The organism is Nocardia sp. FBN12 (genome assembly GCF_050320175.1).
In the GTDB taxonomy this organism is placed as follows: domain Bacteria; phylum Actinomycetota; class Actinomycetes; order Mycobacteriales; family Mycobacteriaceae; genus Nocardia.
In genome coordinates, this window is record NZ_CP190048.1 from 3,929,025 (window position 1) to 3,946,969 (window position 17,945).

18 protein-coding genes are annotated in these 17,945 nt (G+C 68.4%); 7 read left to right on the forward strand and 11 right to left on the reverse strand.

Annotated features, from left to right (window positions below):
• Nucleotides 1-30 precede the first annotated feature (30 nt).
• Nucleotides 31-1,242 (reverse strand): alpha/beta hydrolase family protein, encoded by a 1,212-nt coding sequence (locus ACQHI0_RS18800; RefSeq protein ID WP_427903169.1) that lies wholly within the window; start codon nucleotides 1,240-1,242, stop codon nucleotides 31-33.
• A 46-nt stretch (nucleotides 1,243-1,288) separates the two neighbouring features.
• Nucleotides 1,289-2,641 (reverse strand): MATE family efflux transporter, encoded by a 1,353-nt coding sequence (locus ACQHI0_RS18805; RefSeq protein WP_427903170.1) that lies wholly within the window; start codon nucleotides 2,639-2,641, stop codon nucleotides 1,289-1,291.
• 46 nt (nucleotides 2,642-2,687) lie between these two features.
• On the opposite strand from ACQHI0_RS18805, the gene ACQHI0_RS18810 reads away from it, so the two are divergent.
• Together ACQHI0_RS18810 and ACQHI0_RS18815 are read left to right on the forward strand one after the other, a co-directional pair.
• Nucleotides 2,688-2,963, forward strand: a complete 276-nt coding sequence (locus ACQHI0_RS18810) for a hypothetical protein (RefSeq protein ID WP_427903171.1) — start codon at nucleotides 2,688-2,690, stop codon at nucleotides 2,961-2,963.
• Entirely contained in the window at nucleotides 2,960-3,169 is a 210-nt protein-coding gene (locus tag ACQHI0_RS18815; RefSeq protein WP_427903172.1) for a hypothetical protein, read from the forward strand. Before ACQHI0_RS18810 ends, ACQHI0_RS18815 begins: the two co-directional genes overlap by 4 nt.
• Nucleotides 3,170-3,210: 41 nt before the next feature.
• On the opposite strand, the gene ACQHI0_RS18820 is transcribed toward ACQHI0_RS18815, so the two are convergent.
• The 7 genes from ACQHI0_RS18820 to rimP all read right to left on the reverse strand — a co-directional run bounded on the left by ACQHI0_RS18820 (nucleotide 3,211) and on the right by rimP (nucleotide 10,389).
• Complete coding sequence (locus ACQHI0_RS18820) at nucleotides 3,211-4,209, reverse strand: DHH family phosphoesterase (protein ID WP_427903173.1); 999 nt, start codon at nucleotides 4,207-4,209, stop codon at nucleotides 3,211-3,213.
• 101 nt (nucleotides 4,210-4,310) lie between these two features.
• Nucleotides 4,311-4,757, reverse strand: a complete 447-nt coding sequence (rbfA, locus tag ACQHI0_RS18825; RefSeq protein WP_427903174.1) for a 30S ribosome-binding factor RbfA — start codon at nucleotides 4,755-4,757, stop codon at nucleotides 4,311-4,313.
• A gap of 62 nt (nucleotides 4,758-4,819) precedes the next feature.
• Nucleotides 4,820-5,113, reverse strand: coding sequence for a DUF503 domain-containing protein (locus ACQHI0_RS18830; RefSeq protein WP_378628258.1), 294 nt, complete (start codon nucleotides 5,111-5,113; stop codon nucleotides 4,820-4,822).
• A 95-nt stretch (nucleotides 5,114-5,208) separates the two neighbouring features.
• Nucleotides 5,209-8,229: a translation initiation factor IF-2 gene (infB, locus tag ACQHI0_RS18835; protein WP_427903175.1), complete on the reverse strand. Its 3,021-nt coding sequence runs from the start codon at nucleotides 8,227-8,229 to the stop codon at nucleotides 5,209-5,211.
• A gap of 108 nt (nucleotides 8,230-8,337) precedes the next feature.
• Complete coding sequence (locus tag ACQHI0_RS18840) at nucleotides 8,338-8,649, reverse strand: YlxR family protein (RefSeq protein ID WP_427903176.1); 312 nt, start codon at nucleotides 8,647-8,649, stop codon at nucleotides 8,338-8,340.
• A gap of 85 nt (nucleotides 8,650-8,734) precedes the next feature.
• Nucleotides 8,735-9,748 carry a transcription termination factor NusA gene (gene nusA, locus ACQHI0_RS18845; RefSeq protein ID WP_427903177.1) on the reverse strand — a complete coding sequence of 338 codons (1,014 nt, stop codon included), beginning with the start codon at nucleotides 9,746-9,748 and terminating at the stop codon, nucleotides 8,735-8,737.
• On the reverse strand, nucleotides 9,745-10,389 hold the full coding sequence (gene rimP / locus ACQHI0_RS18850; RefSeq protein WP_427903178.1) for a ribosome maturation factor RimP: 645 nt from the start codon (nucleotides 10,387-10,389) through the stop codon (nucleotides 9,745-9,747). Before rimP ends, nusA begins: the two co-directional genes overlap by 4 nt.
• Nucleotides 10,390-10,572: 183 nt before the next feature.
• Between rimP and ACQHI0_RS18855 the strand changes: the two genes are divergently transcribed.
• Both ACQHI0_RS18855 and ACQHI0_RS18860 read left to right on the forward strand, forming a co-directional pair.
• Nucleotides 10,573-11,214 carry a hypothetical protein gene (locus ACQHI0_RS18855; protein ID WP_427903179.1) on the forward strand — a complete coding sequence of 214 codons (642 nt, stop codon included), beginning with the start codon at nucleotides 10,573-10,575 and terminating at the stop codon, nucleotides 11,212-11,214.
• Nucleotides 11,211-11,642: a ferritin-like domain-containing protein gene (locus tag ACQHI0_RS18860; protein ID WP_427903180.1), complete on the forward strand. Its 432-nt coding sequence runs from the start codon at nucleotides 11,211-11,213 to the stop codon at nucleotides 11,640-11,642. The genes ACQHI0_RS18855 and ACQHI0_RS18860 overlap by 4 nt, the downstream gene beginning before the upstream one ends.
• A gap of 111 nt (nucleotides 11,643-11,753) precedes the next feature.
• Here ACQHI0_RS18860 and ACQHI0_RS18865 read toward each other — a convergent pair whose 3' ends face one another.
• Nucleotides 11,754-13,505, reverse strand: a complete 1,752-nt coding sequence (locus tag ACQHI0_RS18865; protein WP_427903181.1) for an acyl-CoA dehydrogenase family protein — start codon at nucleotides 13,503-13,505, stop codon at nucleotides 11,754-11,756.
• A gap of 177 nt (nucleotides 13,506-13,682) precedes the next feature.
• Complete coding sequence (locus tag ACQHI0_RS18870) at nucleotides 13,683-15,431, reverse strand: proline--tRNA ligase (protein WP_427903182.1); 1,749 nt, start codon at nucleotides 15,429-15,431, stop codon at nucleotides 13,683-13,685.
• Nucleotides 15,432-15,688: 257 nt separating this feature from the next.
• Between ACQHI0_RS18870 and ehuB the strand changes: the two genes are divergently transcribed.
• From ehuB to ehuD, 3 genes are read left to right on the forward strand one after another with little or no spacing between them, the layout of a single operon-like run.
• Entirely contained in the window at nucleotides 15,689-16,576 is an 888-nt protein-coding gene (gene ehuB / locus ACQHI0_RS18875) for an ectoine/hydroxyectoine ABC transporter substrate-binding protein EhuB (RefSeq protein WP_427903183.1), read from the forward strand.
• A gap of 7 nt (nucleotides 16,577-16,583) precedes the next feature.
• Nucleotides 16,584-17,300 (forward strand): ectoine/hydroxyectoine ABC transporter permease subunit EhuC, encoded by a 717-nt coding sequence (ehuC, locus tag ACQHI0_RS18880; protein ID WP_427903184.1) that lies wholly within the window; start codon nucleotides 16,584-16,586, stop codon nucleotides 17,298-17,300.
• Nucleotides 17,297-17,944 (forward strand): ectoine/hydroxyectoine ABC transporter permease subunit EhuD, encoded by a 648-nt coding sequence (gene ehuD, locus ACQHI0_RS18885; RefSeq protein WP_427903185.1) that lies wholly within the window; start codon nucleotides 17,297-17,299, stop codon nucleotides 17,942-17,944. Before ehuC ends, ehuD begins: the two co-directional genes overlap by 4 nt.
• The last annotated feature ends 1 nt before the right edge of the window (nucleotide 17,945 follow it).

Below are 17,945 nucleotides of genomic sequence, written 5' to 3' on the forward strand. Positions count from 1 at the left end.
ACCGGACGACGTATCCGCCCGGTCCGCCCGTCAGGCGGCGAGCAAGCCGTCGACGAAAGCCAGCACCTTCTCCCGCGCTTCGACGCCGACCTCTTCGTGTCCGCCCGGGTACTGCGCGAACTCCACTCGGGTGCCCGCCGAACGCATCTGCGTGAGCAGCGCGAGCGTCATCGGCAGCGGAACCACGGTGTCGGCCGCGCCGTGGGCGATCAGGATCGGTTGTCGATAGCCGAGCGTCGGGACGACCATGTAGTCGTGCAGGGCGGCGCCGATACCGTTGGCGGACAGAGGTTTCGCGAGCAGTGAGCCGATCGACGCACCGCCGACGGCCCGGTCGAAATCGTCGACACAGCTGGTGGCTACGGCGTCGACCACCTCGCGCCCGCGGGCGCTGAGCAGGCCGTTCACATCCAGGTCCGGTCGGGTGGCGCGCAGCCCGGCGAGCATGCCCGCGAACGGGCCGACGAGCCGGTCCACGATCGGCAGGTTCGGGATGCTCGGGTCGAGCCGGGACAGGATCTGTTCGAAATTGGATTCCGGCGCCAGCGCCACGGTGCCGCGGAAATCGAGTTCGGGCGCGTAGTCGTCGGCGAGATTGCCGGTGCCCAGCGCGGCATGCCCGCCTTGGGAACCGCCGACCACGGCCCAGGTCTTCGCCAGGCTCGGCTCCGCGGCCCGTGCCGCACGCACCAGGTCGATCGTGGCCGTGGCCTCGGTGCGGGTGTGCAGATAAGGGTGCACGGTATCGGAGCCGGCCGACAGGCCGAGGTAATCCGGGGCGAGGACCGCCCAGCCGCGATCGAGGAATGCCTGCAGCAGCGGGCGCTCGTTGCGGGCCTGGTTGGTGGTGAGGCCGCAGTGGGGCGCGAGGCCGCTGGTCCCGTGATCCCACGCGACGACCGGATACCCGCCTGCCGGCGCGGGCGACTCCGGGAGCAGCAGCAGGCCGGCCGCCGCCGTGGTGCCGCGCGTCGCGCCCTCCGTGCGATATTCGACGATGGCCGCGCGCGACCATTCACCCCAGCCCGCGGGCAGCGCGGTGTGCGAGATCAATTGTCCGGGCGCGCTGGGCACCGCCTGCGCCGCGGGCAGCCCACCTACCGCACCGATCAGGACCAGCGCCGCGGACACGGCCACCCGGCTACCTCGGGAAATCACCTTGCGCACGGTCTCCGCCTCCATCGTCGGCACGTCGTCCCTTCGACGGTAGGCGATCGTCGGCGGGGAAGCGCGGTCATACATTGCATCGTCATCAATCCCCCTGCGCATCAACGGATTCCCCGCGCAGCTACGCGGCACCGTGCGGGAGTTCGGCACCTACCTTGGCCCACCGCCCCGATCGTGCGCGAGCGACGACAGCGAGCAACCGGCCCAGCATGAAGACGACCAGGCCGGTCCAGATGCCGGCGACGCCCCAGTCGAAGATCAATGACAGCCAGATCAGCGGGAGGAAGCCGATCAGGGCGGCAGCCAGGGTCGCCGTGCGCAGGAAGGCGGCGTCGCCCGCGCCGAGCAGGACACCGTCGAGGGCGAAGACCGCCCCGGCTACCGGGATCATCGCGACGAAGAACCACCAGATGACGTGGGTGCGGTCGAGGACCTGGAGGTCATCGGTGAACAGCAGCGGGATCACCGCCGCCCCCGCGGCGAAGGCGGCGGCCAGGAGCAGCGAGAAGGCGACCGACCATGCGGTGACTCGGCGCGCGATTGCCTTGGCGCCGTCGGCACTACCCGCGCCGAGCGCCGCGCCGACCAGCGTCTGGGCGGCGATGGCGAGTGAATCCAGGGTCAGGGCCAGGAAGTTCCAGAGTTGCAGGACGACCTGATGGGCCGCGACGGAGGCGGCGCCGAAACGGGCGGCCACCGCGGCGGCGGACACGAAACAGATCTGGAAGGACAGGCTGCGGACGATGAGGTCGCGGCCGAGGACGAGTTGCGCGCGCATCACCGCGAGTTGTGGACGCAACGAAACACGTTCGCGCAGCAAGGCATAGGCGAACAGGACGCCCGAAACCGACTGCCCGACGAGATTGGCCACCGCCGAACCGGCCAGCTCCATCCGCGGCGCGCCGAGTAGTCCGTACACCAGCACCGGACACAGCACCGCCGAAAGTGCCAGGCCCACAATCACATAGGTCAGTGGCCGTCGCACGTCCTGCACACCGCGCATCCAGCCGTTGCCCGCCATCGCCAGCAGGATCAGCGGCACGCCGAACAGCGCGATCCGCACCCAGATCAGTGCTTCGCCGGCGATCTCCCCACCGCCGGAGAGCACCGAACACAGCGGCACCGCGAACAATTGGATCACCGCGACGATCACGAAGCCCACCGCCAGCCCCACCCAACTGGCTTGGACGCCTTCCTCGACCGCGCCGACCCGGTCCCCCGCACCGTGTCTGCGGGCCGCGCGCGCGGTGGTTCCGTAGGACAGGAACGTCAGCTGGGTGCTCACCGTCCCGAGAATCACCGCGCCGACGGCCAGCCCGGCCAGCGCCAGCGCGCCGAGTCGGCCGACCACCGCGATGTCGAAAAGCAGATACAGCGGCTCGGCGACCAGCACTCCGAGGGTGGGCACCGCGATACCCAGGATGCGTCGGGGCCCCGCCCGGTCGACCTCGTCGCCGGTCACGGCCTCGTCCATCGGTTCAGCGGACCCCACACCGACCTCCCACCCTTGTCATGGACCCATGGCCCGGAACGCGCTGTCGACCTGCCGATGGTGGCACACCCCACCGACACCGCCGCCCAGCGCGCGAATCGACGCACCAGGCCGGGGGCCGGCGGCGAGCACCTCGACCTCGCTCGCCGCCCTCCGAGCAACCCTCGGCGACCGGTACGTGCGCCGCCTCTGCGTCGCCGTGTTCTTCCCGTTCGGCACCTTCGTCGCACTGGCCACCTTCGGCCAGGCCCTGCTGGAACCGTCCGGCGTCAGCGCCGACGCGGCAAGCATCGTGCGCTGGTGAACGTCCTCGCCGGGGTGGTCGGCTGCGCGGTGATACCGGTCGCGGTCCTACGCCGCGGCGTCGAACTCCCCGCGGTCATGATCGGCCTCGTCGCCCTCGCCCCCGGCCTGGCAACTGGCTTCCTGGCCTTCACGTTCTGCGACACCACCACGATCCCCGGCGTCCCCCTCGCCCTACGGCTGCGCCGCGACTCCGCCGTCATCTGACCAAGCCACCGGACGCACTGGCGCGGTCCGGTGACATCACCTCATCCCAGCGCGGTGATCAGCGCGCGCACAACATCGTCGGGGTTGCCGTAGGTGGTGTAGCCGGCGGCGAAGCGGTGGCCGCCGCCGCCGAAAACGCCGGCTACCGCGGCGACGTCGATGCCGTCGGTGCGGCCGGGGGCGGAGTCGCGGGAACGCAGCGAGACCGTCCAGCGGTCGTTCTGGCCGCGAGCTTCCTTGAAGACGGCGGCGATCCCTGCTTCGGCAGTGGTGCGAATGACGTCGATGACGCTTTCGACCTCTTCGGGGCCCACGTCGTGGGTGTCGGCGGCGCGAACGAGCGCGTAGACCAGACCGACACCGGCGGCGGAGGGCACGACCACCGCGGTGGACAGCACCTTCGACAGCATCGGCAGCCAGGTATAGGGGTGGGTATCGAGCAGAACTCGGGTGATCTCGGTGCCGTCGATGCCGGTGGCGAGCAGGCGCTCGGCCATGGCGTGGCTGCCGGGACGGGCCCAGCGGAACGAGCCGGTGTCGGTGACCAGGCCCGCGAACAGGCAGTGCGCGATGGGGGCATCGATCTCCACACGCCAGGCGTCGAGCAGGCGGGTAACGAGTTCGGTGGTCGAGGCCGCGGATTCGTCGATCAGATCGACGGTGCCGAAGCCGTCGTTGGCGCGGTGGTGATCGATCACCAATGTCATGGTGGCACCGGGTAATCGGTCGGCCAACGAACCGAGTCGACTGCGCGCCCCGCAGTCGACGACGATCAACAGATCGACCACCTCGGGTACCTGCGCGGGCGGTACCACAAGCTCCACCCCCGGCAGCGTGCGTAACGACGCGGGCAGATCAGCGGGCTCGGCGAAGGACACGCACACCGGCACATCGCGCCGGCGCAGCGCCAAAGCCAGTGCCAGCCCGCTACCGACGGTGTCGGCATCTGGCTGCACGTGGCACAGGATCGTCACCGAGCGCGCCGCCGCCAGTGCGGCGACGGCCGCGCCCAGTTCGGTCCCGTCGCGGACGCTGGTCATCCGGCCACCGGTCGCCGGCCCGACAAGGCGGTGCCCACCGGGCAGGACGCGGCGTCCTGCGTGGTCACTCGAGCTACCGGGCGCTGACCGGACATGCCTGCCTACTCGTCTTCGTCGTCGCGATCGACCTTGTACGGGTCGGCCTCGCCCGCGTGCTTGGCGTTGGCGGCGACCTTGGCCACCTCGTCGTCGATGGCGCGAGCCCTGGCGAGCAACTCTTCCATCTCGCGGGCCACCTCGGGCACCTTATCGAGTGTGAAAGACAGGATCGGGGTGAACTTCACTCCGGTCCCCGCGCCCACCTTCGACCGCAACACACCCTTGGCCGCATCCAACCCGGCGGCGGCTTCGGCGTAGTCGGGTTCGGCGTCGATGGTCTCGCCCATGACCGTGTAATAGATATTCGCCTCGCGCAGATCGCCGGACACCTTGGCATCGGTGACGGTGACGAACCGCAGCCGCGGATCCTTGATCTCGTATTCGATCGCGGTGGCCACGATCGCGGAAATCCGCTTGGCGAGCCGGCGTGCCCTGGCTTGATCCACCATGGCGGTGCTCCTTTCTATGGCGGCGTGGGTGAGGCCAGGGCCTTGACACCCATGCCGCAGCCTCAGTCTTCGGGTCCGAAGATCCGGCGGCGTACTGCCAGCAACTCTATCTCCGGACGCGCGGCAACGTGCCGCTCACATTTGTCGAGCACCTCGTTCAGGTGTCCCGTTTCCGCACTGACCATGGCCACACCGAGCAGTGCCCGGCGGTGCAGGTCCTGATCTCCGGCTTCGGCGGCATTCACGCCGAAGCGCTTTCCCAGCTCGGCGAGGATCGGCCGGATCACCGACCGCTTCTCCTTGAGCGAATGCACGTCACCGAGCAGTAGATCGAATTCGAGCGCACCGATGAACAGCGGTGCTCACCTCCTGATAGATGGGGTAGCCGCAAGACCCCACGCCGCACCCGACGAATCGGATGCGGCGTGGGTCGAACGGTTATTGCGTTTGATCAGTCGCGCGGCTTTTCACGAAGCTCGTAAGCCTCGATGATGTCGCCGTCCTTGATGTCGCTGTAGGTGACGGTCATACCGCACTCGAAACCTTCGCGCACCTCAGGAGCGTCGTCCTTCTCCCGCTTGAGCGAGGAGATGGTCATCGTCTCCGCGATCACTCGGCCGTCACGGATCAGGCGCGCCTTGGCGTTGCGCTTGACCGAGCCCGAGGTGACCATGCAACCGGCGATGTTGCCGATCTTGGACGAACGGAAGATCGCGCGGATCTCGGCGCGGCCCAGCTCGACCTCTTCGTAGATCGGCTTGAGCATGCCCTTGAGGGCCTTCTCGATCTCGTCGATCGCCTGGTAGATGACCGAGTAGTACCGGATGTCGACGCCTTCGCGGTTGGCCAGCTCAGTGGCCTTGCCCTCCGCGCGAACGTTGAAGCCGATGATGATCGCGTTGGAGGCCGACGCCAGGTTGACGTTGGTCTCGGTGACGCCACCGACACCGCGGTCGATGACGCGCAGACGCACCTCGTCGTCGATCTCGATGCCGAGCAGGGCCTCTTCGAGGGCCTCGACGGTACCGGAGTTGTCGCCCTTGAGGATCAGGTTGAGCTCCGAAGTCTCCTTCAGTGCGGCATCCAGATCTTCCAGGCTGATCCGCTTGCGGCTGCGAGCGGCCAGTGCGTTGCGCTTGCGCGCATTGCGGCGATCGGCGATCTGACGGGCGATGCGGTCTTCCTCGACCACGATCAGGTTGTCACCAGCGCCGGGGACGGAGGTGAAACCGATGACCTGGACCGGGCGCGACGGGGTCGCCGCGTGGACGTCCGCGCCGTGCTCGTCGACCATGCGACGGACGCGACCGTAGGCGTCGCCCGCCACGATCGAGTCACCGACGTGCAGGGTGCCGCGCTGGATGAGCACGGTGGCAACGGGGCCACGGCCGCGGTCGAGGTGCGCCTCGATGGCGACACCCTGGGCGTCCATGTCCGGGTTGGCCCGCAGGTCGAGCGAGGCATCCGCGGTCAGCAGCACTGCTTCGAGCAGCGCGTCGATGTTGGTGCCCTGCTTGGCCGAGATGTTGACGAACATGGTGTCGCCGCCGTACTCCTCGGTGACCAGGCCGTACTCGGTGAGCTGCTGCTTGATCTTGTCCGGGTTCGCACCCTCTTTGTCGATCTTGTTGATCGCGACAACGATCGGCACATCAGCGGCCTGCGCGTGGTTGATCGCTTCCACCGTCTGCGGCATGACGCCGTCGTCGGCCGCGACCACGAGGATCGCGATATCGGTGGCCTTCGCACCACGCGCACGCATGGCGGTGAACGCCTCGTGACCCGGGGTGTCGATGAAGGTGATCAGACGCTCTTCGTCGTTGAGGTTGGTGAGCACCTGGTAGGCACCGATGTGCTGGGTGATGCCACCGGCCTCGCCCTCGGCGACGTTGGCCTTACGGATCGTGTCGAGCAGTCGGGTCTTACCGTGGTCGACGTGACCCATGACGGTCACGACCGGCGGACGGTGCTCGAGGTCGTCCTCGCCGCCGGCGTCTTCGCCGTAGGTGAGGTCGAACGACTGCAGCAGTTCGCGATCTTCGTCCTCGGGGCTGACCACGTGGACGACGTAGTTCATCTCGCCGCCGAGCAGCTCGAGGGTCTCGTCGTTCACCGACTGGGTCGCGGTGACCATCTCGCCGAGGTTGAACAGTGCCTGCACCAGAGCTGCGGGGTTCGCGTCGATCTTCTCGGCGAAGTCCGACAGCGAGGCGCCACGAGCGAGGCGGATGACCTCACCGTTGCCACGGGGCAGACGCACGCCACCGACGGCGGGAGCCTGCATGTTCTCGTACTCGGCGCGCTTGGCCCGCTTCGACTTGCGGCCACGGCGAACCGCGCCACCGGGACGACCGAACGCACCGGCTGCGCCACCACGGCCACCGGGACCACCGGGACGACCGCCGCCGCCACCGGGACGACCACGGAAACCACCGGCCGCGGGAGCACCGGCACCGGGAGCGCCTGGGGCACCGCCACCGCCACCGCGGTAACCGCCACCGCCGCCGCCACCACCGGGACGGCCTGCGCCGCCACCGCCGGGAGCGCCACCGGGACGACCCGGACGGCCACCGGCCGCGGGGCCGGGACGTGCGGAGCGGGCCGGCATGGCACCGGGGTTCGGACGCGGAGGCATCGAACCCGGGTTGGGACGGGGACCACCGGGACGCGGGGCACCGCCCTGCGCGGCGGCCGGACGCTGACCCTGACCACCCTGACCGGGGCGGGGACCGCCCTGACCGGGAGCCGGACGCGGGCCACCCTGACCGGGAGCCGGACGGGGACCGCCCTGACCCGGAGTCGGGCGAGGACCGCCCTGACCCTGACCGGCCGGACGCGGCGCGGGACGCTCACGATCGGGGGCGGAGCTGAACGGGTTGTTGCCGACGCGCGGAGCCTTGGGCCCCGGCTTCGGGCCGGGACCGGCCGGACGCGGGCCCGGTGCGGCCGCACCGGGAGTGGCCTGGCCCGGACGGGTCTGACCCGCGGCCGGAGCCTGGGTCGGACGCGGCGCGGGAGCCGGGCGCGGGCCGGGCGCCGGAGCGCCTGCGGGCTTGGTAGCCGGAGCCGACTGCGCGGCGGCCGGAGCGGGGCTCGCGGGTGCCGGGGTAGCGGGCTTCGCCTCGACCGGGGCGGCCTGTTCGGGCTTCGGCGCGGCCGGCGCGGCAGCGGCTGCCGGGGCGGGAGCGGCCGGAGCCGGACGCGGACCGGGGCGGGGGCCACCGGGGGTGGGCTTGGCAGCCGGACGGGCTGCTGCTGCCGACGACGGGCCGGGACGGGCCGCCGACTTGGCATCGGCCGCCGGAGCGGACTTCGACGCCAGAGATTCGCGCAGACGACGTGCGACGGGTGCTTCCACCGTCGAGGACGCCGACTTCACGAACTCGCCTTGCTCCTTGAGCTTCGCGAGTAGTTCCTTGCTTGTGACACCGAGTTCCTTAGCCAACTCGTGCACGCGGGCCTTGCCTGCCACTGCTCTCCTCACTGAGAGGCCGAGCAGTGACGCCGCCTAGGTAAGGCGGGCCCGCACGACCTCGGGTTATCTCCGACGGACGTTCATCGTTGGTGCTTCACGGTGTGCTCATGAGTGCTCGTGCCTGTTCTCGAGGTACTGCTCCAGGGCTGAGATATCCAGATTTCCGGACACTCGTAGGGCTCTGCCGAATGCTCGGCGCCGCTCTGCGGAACGCAAACAAGCTGAAACGGGGTGCAGCCAGGCACCCCGTCCGGGAAGTCTGCGCCGCGGATCGGGAACAATCGCGACATCGGTGTCCCGATGCTGCGCCACGATCCGCAACAGGTCGGCAGACGACTCGCGCTGACGGCATCCGATACAGGTGCGAACGGATTGCGCGGGCCGGTCCTGTACCCACTCTACCGGTGACCCGGTCATAACGACGAACCCCTCCCCTCCGGAAGTTACGAACATGTCATCCGCAGGCAGGAATTCGACGTTCTCGAATCAACTACGGTGCGCGCTACGGCCGGGCGGACTCGTCCGGTATCGGAGCCGCGTCGCTGCGGATATCGATCCGCCAGCCCGTCAGACGGGCCGCCAGGCGGGCATTCTGGCCCTCCTTGCCGATGGCGAGGGAGAGCTGGAAGTCGGGCACGACCACGCGGGCCGCCCTGGCGTCCGGATCGACGACAGTGACCGACACCACCTTCGACGGCGAGAGTGCGTTGCCGACAAAGGTCGCCGGATCCTCGTCGTAGTCGATGATATCGATCTTCTCGCCGGCCAGTTCGCTCATCACGTTGCGCACGCGCTGACCCATCGGGCCGATGCACGCGCCCTTGGCGTTCACGCCCTGCACGGTGGACTGCACGGCGATCTTGGAACGGTGTCCCGACTCGCGCGCCACCGCGACGATCTCGACGGACCCGTCGGCGATCTCGGGCACCTCGAGCGAGAACAGCCGACGCACCAGGTTCGGGTGCGTGCGCGAGAGCTGGATCTGCGGGCCACGGGGGCCACGCGAGACGCCGTAGACGTAGCATTTGATCCGATCGCCGTGCTCGTAGGTCTCCCCCGGCACCTGTTCGGCGGGCGGGATCAGCCCCTCGGCGCCGTTGGCCTCGCTACCGATACGGACCACCACGATGCCGCGGGCGTTGGCCCTGGCGTCGCGCTGGACCACGCCACCGACGATCTCGCCCTCATGGGTGGCGAAGTCGCCGAAGGACTTCTCGTTCTCGGCGTCACGCAGCCGCTGCAGCACCACCTGACGGGCGGTTGTCGCGGCGATGCGGCCGAAACCCTCAGGGGTGTCGTCCCATTCGGAGATCACGTTGCCGTCGGCGTCGAGTTCGCGCGCCATCACCCGCACCACACCGGTCTTCTGGTTGATGTCGATGCGCGCGTTGGCCTCGTGGCCGTCGGTGTGCCGGTAGGCGGTGAGCAGTGCCGACTCGATCGCCGAGATCACGGTCTCGATCGAGATACCTTTGTCGGCGACGATCGCCCGCAAGGCTTCGATTTCAATATTCATTCCGCAACCCCTTCGGTGGGAGTGTCACTGTGTTGTCCTGGTGCGGCGAGGTCGGCGGGTTCTTCGCCCGGTACGGGGCGACCCGGCGCGATGCCGCCCGCGAGTTCGAGTTCGGCCGCACCCGGTGCGTTGAACTCGACCTGGACGACAGCCTCGGCGATATCGGTGAGCGGAACATGAACGCGATGGGGCTTGACCTTGCCGCCGATCACGAGCGCGATGGCGGGGTTCTCGGTGGCGGCGTCGTCGGCGAGGCGGCCGACGCGCGCGTCGAAACGGGCCTTGCCCTCGATCCGCTCGGCACCGTCGGCCAGCTTGACGCGGACCTTGCGGCCCTGTGCGCGCCGCCAGTGCCGTTCGGTGGTGAGCGGGCGCTCCACGCCGGGTGTCGTCACTTCGAGCAGGTAGGCGGCTTCACCGAAATCGCCTGCGGCATCGAGAAGTTCGGACATCTCACGGCTGAGCGCGGCGATGGCGTCCAGATCGGCGGGGCCGTCGCTGTCGACGGTGACCTTCACCCGGACCGGAGCCAGCTCGCCATTGCCCGCGGCGGCGATCGCGACGCCCTCGAGGTCGAATCCCCGGCGTGCGACGAGCTCAGCGACTAGCTGGCTCACCCTTTCCTCGGTGGGCATCGGCATATGGGCAGCTCCTGGTTCAGTTGTGACGCGATCGGAAATATCTACGCCGAAGGTCTAGCGTAACGCGCTCAGAGAGTGTAAAGGACCAGGCGCTGAGCACCACGCACCGGTCCAGCTCGGCGTGCCAGACGCGTGTCACCACGCGCGCGAACTACCCGCGCGGGATCTGGCACGATGGTGCACGTGCCCCACCGCCATACCGCCCCGCCGAACGCCGGGCGACCTTCCGGCATGCGCTCCGACCGGCACGAACCCCTTCCGCTGCGGGTCGAGCCTGCCATCGCGTCCACCCAGCCGACCTGGCGCCGCCGTACTCTGCTCCGACTCGCCGGCGCGAGCGCGATCGGCATTCCGGCGGTAGCCACCCTGACCGCCTGCGCCGAGGACGATACCGTGCACGCGCCGGATCCCCTTGCCGCACAAGAAGTTCTGGCCCGCGCCGATGCCGCCGCCGCGACGGCCGCCATCGCCATGGCGCCCCAATCGAACGCCGCGTTGAGCACGATCGCCGCCGAGCGCACCGCGCACGCCGACGCGCTACGCACCGAGATCGACCGGGTGATCGGCGTTTACGGCGACGGCACCACCCCCGTGCATCGCACCGGCGCGCTGACCGTCCCCGGACCCGACGGTTCTCCGGTACCCGCCACGGAGGTCGAGACCGCCGCCGCGCAGCCGGCTACTGTGGCCCAGCTGCGGGATCAGCTGGTGCGCTCCCAACAGTCCGCCGCCGCGCTGGCTCGCACCGAATCCGGTTATCGCGCAGGGCTTCTCGCGTCGATCAGTGCGGCCTGCGCCACCGAGGCAGGAGTTCTGCTGACATGACCGACCAACGCAAGTCCTTGCAGAACGCGCTCGATGCCGAGTATGCCGCCGTCTACTCCTACGGCCTGATCGCCGCGTACGCCAACGCCGACCGGGCCCGCCTGGTCGCCGAGTTCAGCGCCGCGCATCGAGCACGCCGCGACGCCACGATCGAGTTGCTCGAAACCGGTGGCACCGCACCCGAACCGCCTGCCGCGGCGTACAACCCACCCGCGCCCGTCGACGACCCGATCCCGGCCGCGCACCTCGCGGTGAGCGTCGAATCCGATTGTGCCGCGGAGTGGTACGCCGTCGTCGAGAACGCCACCGACGAATCGGTACGCGCCGTCGCGACGGAGGCGCTCACCGAAGCCGCCCTCCGCCGGGCCCGCTGGCAATCGATCCTGGGCACCGGCCCGTGGACCGTGGCCTTCCCGGGCCGGGCGTAGCCGCAGCCGTCGTCGAACATCCACGCCTCCGGCGTGATCGTGCCTACCCCGTCGCTCCAGTTTTCCGACCGGAGCGACGGCGGTTTGCCCGACTACGCAGGCGACACCCAGCTACGGACGCATCGCGTACGCGCCGTCGTAGGCCTCCACCTGCTGCCACACCCGATCGAAGCGTTCCTTGTCGGCGACCGGGCTGCGCAGTGCACCGATCGCCCACGCACGCTGCGCCTCGGTGACCGACGGCTTGCCGAGCAGCGCCGAGGCCTGGGTGTTGAAGTCGCGGATCTGGAAGTCGAAGATCTGGTCGAGCACATCGCGGTCGAGCCCGGTGAGCTCGGCCTGCTCGAGGATCAGCTGGCCGTAGACCACCGTGGAGAACAGGTGGCCGATGGTCAGCATGAAGTCCAGGTCCTTCTGCTGGGCGGCATCGGGCGCGGCGGTGAGCAGCAGGGTACGCAGCGCCTGGGCCTGCTCGTAGAAGCGCGCCACGTTGGGCACCTCGGTGGCCCGCTCGTAGGCCGGGGTCCAGTCGGCGAACTGCACCTTGCCCGCACCGCGGGCGGGACCCTGCTTCCAGAAGAACTCCTGGTCGCCCGGCGCGAGGTCGGTGCCGATCTCCGGGTACTCGGCGGGGTTGAGCAGGTAGTTCGGCATGAACTTCAGGATCTGGCCCACGTTCACGTGCACGGTGCCCTCGAGGCGCGGCAGGTGGTTGATGTAGCGCGAGGCCTGCGCGAAGTAAGTGGCCTTCTCGAAACCCTTGGCCGCCAGCACATCCAGCAGCAGGGTCATCGCGACCTCGCCCTCGGAGGTGACCTTGGACTTGGTCATCGGGTTGAACAGCAGGTAGCGACGGTCCTCGAGCGAGGCGCTGCGGAAGTAGTCGACGGCGCGATCACTGAACAGCTTCATCGCGATCAACCGCGCGTAGGCGTCGACGAAGTTGCCGCGCACGTGACCGAAGTCCGTGACCGGGTTGCCGTAGAGGATGCGGTTGTTGGCGTGGGTGATCGCCTCGAAGAACGAGTGCTCCACCATGCCGATGCTGCCGTGGCAGAGATTGAACTTGCCCACGTTGACGGTGTTGAGCGCGGCCGAGAAGCCTTCCGGCCCTTCGTGCAGCACGTCGGCGGCGGTCACCGGGTAGTTCTCCAGCCGGAAGTGGCTGACGTACATCTGCCCGTGGATGACGCTCTCGACCAGGTGGTAGTCGTCGTGACGGCTGTCGGCGGCGAACCAGATGTAGCCCTCCGGGCCCTCGACGTCACCGCGCCGGGAGAACACCGACACCATCGAGGCGACGTTGCCGTTGCCGATGTAGTACTTCTCCCCGTTGGCGCGGAACAGGATGCCGGCCTCGGCGTCGGCGCTGCCCGGCTCGCTCGGGGTGAGCACCAGGTCGGTGTTGTAGATATCGGCGCCGTGGTCACGCTCGGACAGCGCGAACGCCATCACCTGACCGTCGTCGAGGTCGGCGGCGGCCTTGCGCTTGGCGATCTCGTTGTCGCTCTGCCAGATCGGGCCGAGGCCCAGGATGGTGACCTGCTCGGCGTACCAGTACGCGAGTCCGTAGAACCCGAAGATCTCCGCCAGCGCCGCGTTGCGCGCCGCGTCCCAGCGCTTGTTCGGGTCACCGTCGGCGTAGGCGGCCGGGGTCAAGAACGTCGCGAACAGCTTTTCCTTACCGACGAACTCGAGGAACTCCGAGGTCCACACCGCGTCGCGATCCTCGGCCAGCAGCTGCGCCTTGCCCTTGGACTCGAACCACTCGATGGTGGCCTTCAGCAGCCGCCGCGTCTCGGCGTCGAAGTGCTGCGGGTCGTAGGTGGCCGGGTTGAACAGCAGGCTGGGCGAACTCGTCATGCCCGCTAACTTATCAGCGCCACCGACTCGCCCCACCCAGCGCCGATCCCTCTACCTGCACTTTCTCCTACGTAACCGTAGGTTCACCGGCGAACACCGTCGTCGCGCCGACCGCGGCCGGACACAGCAATCGCGCTGCCCCACCTCGAGTGGGACAGCGCGATTCGTAGTACGAACTCAGCCGCGGATCTTGGCGGTGACCGCGCTGACGGCGTCTTCGGCCGGGATCTCCTCGGCTTCGCCGGTGAAGCGGTTGCGCAGCTCCACCTTGCCCTCGGACCAGCCACGGCCGATGACGAGAATCCACGGCATGCCGAGCAATTCGGCGTCCTTGAACTTCACGCCGGGGGACGCGGTGCGGTCGTCGAAGAGGACATCGAGGCCCTCGGCGTCCAGACCGGCGACGACGTGTTCGGCGCCGTCGCGGGCGGCGGCGTCCTTGTTGGCGATCACCACGTGCACGTCGAAGGGAGCCACTTCGGCGGGCCAGCGCAGGCCCTTCTCGTCGTGCTGCTGTTCGGCGATGACCGCGACCATGCGGGAGACGCCGATGCCGTAGGAGCCCATGGTGAGGCGGACGGGCTTGCCGTTCTCGCCGAGGACGTCGACGTCGAAGGCGTCGGTGTACTTGCGGCCGAGCTGGAAGATGTGGCCGATCTCGATGCCGCGGGCGGACACCAGCGGGCCCGCGCCGTCGGGCGAGGGATCGCCGTCGCGGACCTCGGCGGCCTCGATGGTGCCGTCGGGGGTGAAGTCGCGCCCGGCGACGAGCCCGACCACGTGCTTGCCCTGAACGTCGGCGCCGGTGATCCAGGCGGTGCCCTCGACGACGCGGGGGTCGACGAGATAGCGAACGCCGTTGGCCTGCAGACCCTTCGGGCCGATGTAGCCCTTCACCAGGAACGAATTGGCGGCGAAGTCGGCCTCGGTGAGCAGTTCCACCTCGGCGGGTTCGACGGCGGCACCGAGGCGCTTGTCGTCGACCTCGCGGTCACCGGGTACACCGATGCCGAGGATCTCGGTCTTGCCGTCCGGGTGGCGCAGCTTCACCATCACGTTCTTCAACGTGTCGGCGGCGGTCACCGTGCGGCCCAGCACGTCCGCGGAGTTGGCCCAGTCGACCAGCGTCGCGATGGTGGGGGTGTTCGGGGTGTCGTACTCGACCGCGGCGGCCTGGCCCTCGATGGGCAGCGGCGCGGGCGCGGGCGTGACCACGGCTTCCACGTTGGCCGCGTACCCGGACTCGGCGCAGGCCACGTAGGTGTCCTCACCGACGGGGCTGACGGCGAGGAATTCCTCGGACGCACTGCCGCCCATGGCACCGGAGGTGGCGGCCACGATCACGTACTCGACGCCGAGCCGGGCGAAGATCGTCTGGTAGGCCTTGCGGTGGGTGGCGTAGCTGTTGGTGAGACCGTCGTCGTCGATGTCGAAGGAATAGGAATCCTTCATCACGAACTCGCGGCCGCGCAGGATGCCCGCGCGGGGGCGTTCCTCGTCGCGGTACTTGGTCTGGATCTGGTAGAGCGTGACGGGCAGATCCTTGTAGGAGTTGTACTCACCCTTCACGGTGAGCGCGAACAGCTCCTCATGGGTGGGCCCGAGCAGGTAGTCGCCACCCTTGCGGTCCTTGAGCCGGAACAGGCTGTCGCCGTATTCGGTCCACCGGTTGGTGGTCTCGTAGGGCTCGCGCGGCAGCAGCGCGGGCAGGGCGATCTCCTGGGCGCCGGTGGCGTCCATCTCCTGGCGCACCACGTCGGAGACCTTGCGCAGCGTGCGCAGTCCGAGCGGCAACCACGAGTACACGCCCGGGGCGACGCGGCGGACGTAGCCGGCGCGAACGAGCAGTTTGTGGCTTGGCACCTCGGCGTCGGCGGGATCGTCTCGCAGGGTGCGCAGGAACAGGCGGGAGAGGCGGGTGATCACGGATGCACAGGGTAGTCCCTGGTCCGGGCACGGCGACAGCCGATTACCACCTGGGCGCGATCGGGCGCCCGAGAACCGGCCAGAACAGAAACGCGCCTATCAGGTTACCCATTACAATTCCGTTTGAATCATCAGATAACAACCTGATAACGTACCGCACCTGACAATTATGAGATGACTAGATTTTCTCGATAGGTCAATTACTCACTTACAACAGAAAATTGGCGGCGGACACGCTGCCCTTGCGAGAGGTCACAATGGCTGAGACGAAATCTATGTCGAAGCGCTGTACAGCAGTGTTCGCCGGTGCCGCGATGGTGGCCGCGGCCCTCGCCGGATGCACCAAGACCGAGACCACCGAGAGCGGCCAGCTGCTGCAGTCGCTGAAGGACAAGGGCACCGTCACCGTGGGTTTCGCCGGTGAGGCGCCCTACTCGTTCGAAGAAGGCGGCCAGCTCACCGGTGCCACCGTGGCCCTGCACAAGGAGATCTTCGCCAATCTCGGCATCAAGACCGTCGACGGCGTGCAGACCGAGTTCGGCGCGCTGATCCCCGGCCTGCAGGCCAATCGATTCGACGCGGTCAGCGCCGGAATGTCGATCTTGCCGAAACGCTGTGAACAGGCCTCTTTCAGCGAACCGGAATTCATGTACACCACCGCGCTGATGGTCAAACCGGGTAATCCGATGAATTTGACGGATATGCAGTCGATCAAGTCGAGCGGCGCGAAGATGGCCTCGATGACCGGTGCCATCGAATCCGACTACGCCAGCTCGCTCGGTATCGACGCCACCCAGGTGGGCACCCCACAGGACGGGATGGACGCGGTCACCTCCGGGCGCGCCGACGTGTTCGCGCTCACCGCGATCTCGCTGAACTGGCTCAAGAGCCACACCCCCAACGCCGCGGTCGACGTGACGCCGTCGTTCGTCGCCGTCATCGACGGCAAGCCGCAGGTCGGCGCGGGTGGCACGGTGTTCCGCACCAGCGATCCCGATCTGCTGGCCGCCTATAACGCCGAGCTGGCCAAGATCACCGGCGACAAGGACAAGTACCTGTCGATCGTCGGCAAGTTCGGATTCACCGAGCGCGAGCTGCCCGATCCGAAGTACACGACGGACGAGCTGTGCAAGGGCGAAATCTGATCCACGCATGAGCAATTTCGACGCGGTCCGCGATGCCTTGCCTTCGTTGTGGCAGGGCATCGCGGTCACGCTGGAGCTGACCATCGGCGGCGCGTTACTCGCGTTCGTCCTCGCCCTCGCCCTCGGCACCACCGCCCGCGTGCGCAATCTCGTGGCGCGCGGCAGTGCCCGGGTCATGATCGAGTTCTTCCGTGGCACTTCACTTCTGGTGCAGATCTTCTGGCTGTTCTATGTCTTGCCGCTGCTCGGCTACAAGCTCGACCCGCTGTTCTGCGGCATCCTCGCGCTCGGGCTGAATTACGGCGCCTACGGTGCCGAGGTGGTGCGTGGCGCGCTCAACGCGGTGCCGCGCGCGCAGTTCGAGGCGGCGGTGGCGCTGAACTTCAGTCCGTGGCAGCGGATGCGCCGAGTGCTGTTTCCGCAGGCCTGGGCGCTGATGCTGCCCTCGTTGACCAATCTGCTGGTCCACCTGCTCAAAGGCACCGCGGTGGCGTCCTACATCACCCTGCACGACCTGACCTACGAGATCGGTGACCTGCGCAAGACCACCAGCGACACGCTGTTCTCCTTCGGTGTCGGCCTGGTCATCTACTTCGTCCTCGGCTATGTACTCACCCTGGGCATGAACCTCCTGGAAACCCGCGCGAAGACCAAGCTCGGCCGCGGGGCGTCGCTCAAGGACGTCCTCAGCCTGGCGCCCGACGACACGAAGGTGGCCTCATGACCGCCGAATGGAGTTGGGAGCGCGCCCGTGAGGCGCTGCCGGTGCTGTGGGAGGGCTTCCAGATCACCCTGCTGGCGACGCTGCTCGGCTTCGCGCTTGCCGCGGTGCTCGGGCTGGTGATCGCGGTGATCCGGCGGACGACGCCGCGCGCGATCGCCGCGCCGGTGCACGCGGTGAGCGAGTTCATCCGGCTCACCCCGCTGGTTGTGCAGTTGCTGTTCGCCTACACGCTGCTCACGCAGTTCTCGGCGCTGCAGATCGGCATCGTGGTGCTCGGCATCCACTATTCGAGTTACCTGGCCGAGGTGTATCGCGCCGGGATCGAGTCGGTGCCGACGGGGCAGTGGGAGGCGGCGCGCGCGCTGTCGTTGCCGCCGCTGCGCACCTGGGGTGCGGTGGTGCTGCCGCAGGCGATCCGGGCGAGCCTGCCCGCGCTGGGCACCAACGCCGTCTCGATGTTCAAGGACACACCGTTCCTGTTCGCCATCTCGGTCGTCGAATTGGTGACCGCCGCACAGCAATTCGGGGCGCGCAACTTCGCCTACCTGGAGTCGATCACGCTGGCGGGCGTGTTCTTCCTCGTCGCCAGCTACCCGACGTCTGTGCTGATCAGAAGACTGGAGAAGCGACTTGCCTACTACTGAC

Coding starts and splice junctions, on each gene's coding strand:
- ACQHI0_RS18800 (WP_427903169.1), bottom strand. CDS start 1,242: ATGTATGACCGCGCTTCCCCGCCGACGATCGCCTACCGTCGAAGGGAC.
- ACQHI0_RS18805 (WP_427903170.1), bottom strand. CDS start 2,641: ATGGACGAGGCCGTGACCGGCGACGAGGTCGACCGGGCGGGGCCCCGA.
- ACQHI0_RS18810 (WP_427903171.1), top strand. CDS start 2,688: ATGGCCCGGAACGCGCTGTCGACCTGCCGATGGTGGCACACCCCACCG.
- ACQHI0_RS18820 (WP_427903173.1), bottom strand. CDS start 4,209: ATGACCAGCGTCCGCGACGGGACCGAACTGGGCGCGGCCGTCGCCGCA.
- rbfA (WP_427903174.1), bottom strand. CDS start 4,757: ATGGTGGATCAAGCCAGGGCACGCCGGCTCGCCAAGCGGATTTCCGCG.
- ACQHI0_RS18840 (WP_427903176.1), bottom strand. CDS start 8,649: ATGACCGGGTCACCGGTAGAGTGGGTACAGGACCGGCCCGCGCAATCC.
- nusA (WP_427903177.1), bottom strand. CDS start 9,748: ATGAATATTGAAATCGAAGCCTTGCGGGCGATCGTCGCCGACAAAGGT.
- rimP (WP_427903178.1), bottom strand. CDS start 10,389: ATGCCGATGCCCACCGAGGAAAGGGTGAGCCAGCTAGTCGCTGAGCTC.
- ACQHI0_RS18860 (WP_427903180.1), top strand. CDS start 11,211: ATGACCGACCAACGCAAGTCCTTGCAGAACGCGCTCGATGCCGAGTAT.
- ACQHI0_RS18865 (WP_427903181.1), bottom strand. CDS start 13,505: ATGACGAGTTCGCCCAGCCTGCTGTTCAACCCGGCCACCTACGACCCG.
- ehuB (WP_427903183.1), top strand. CDS start 15,689: ATGGCTGAGACGAAATCTATGTCGAAGCGCTGTACAGCAGTGTTCGCC.
- ehuC (WP_427903184.1), top strand. CDS start 16,584: ATGAGCAATTTCGACGCGGTCCGCGATGCCTTGCCTTCGTTGTGGCAG.
- ehuD (WP_427903185.1), top strand. CDS start 17,297: ATGACCGCCGAATGGAGTTGGGAGCGCGCCCGTGAGGCGCTGCCGGTG.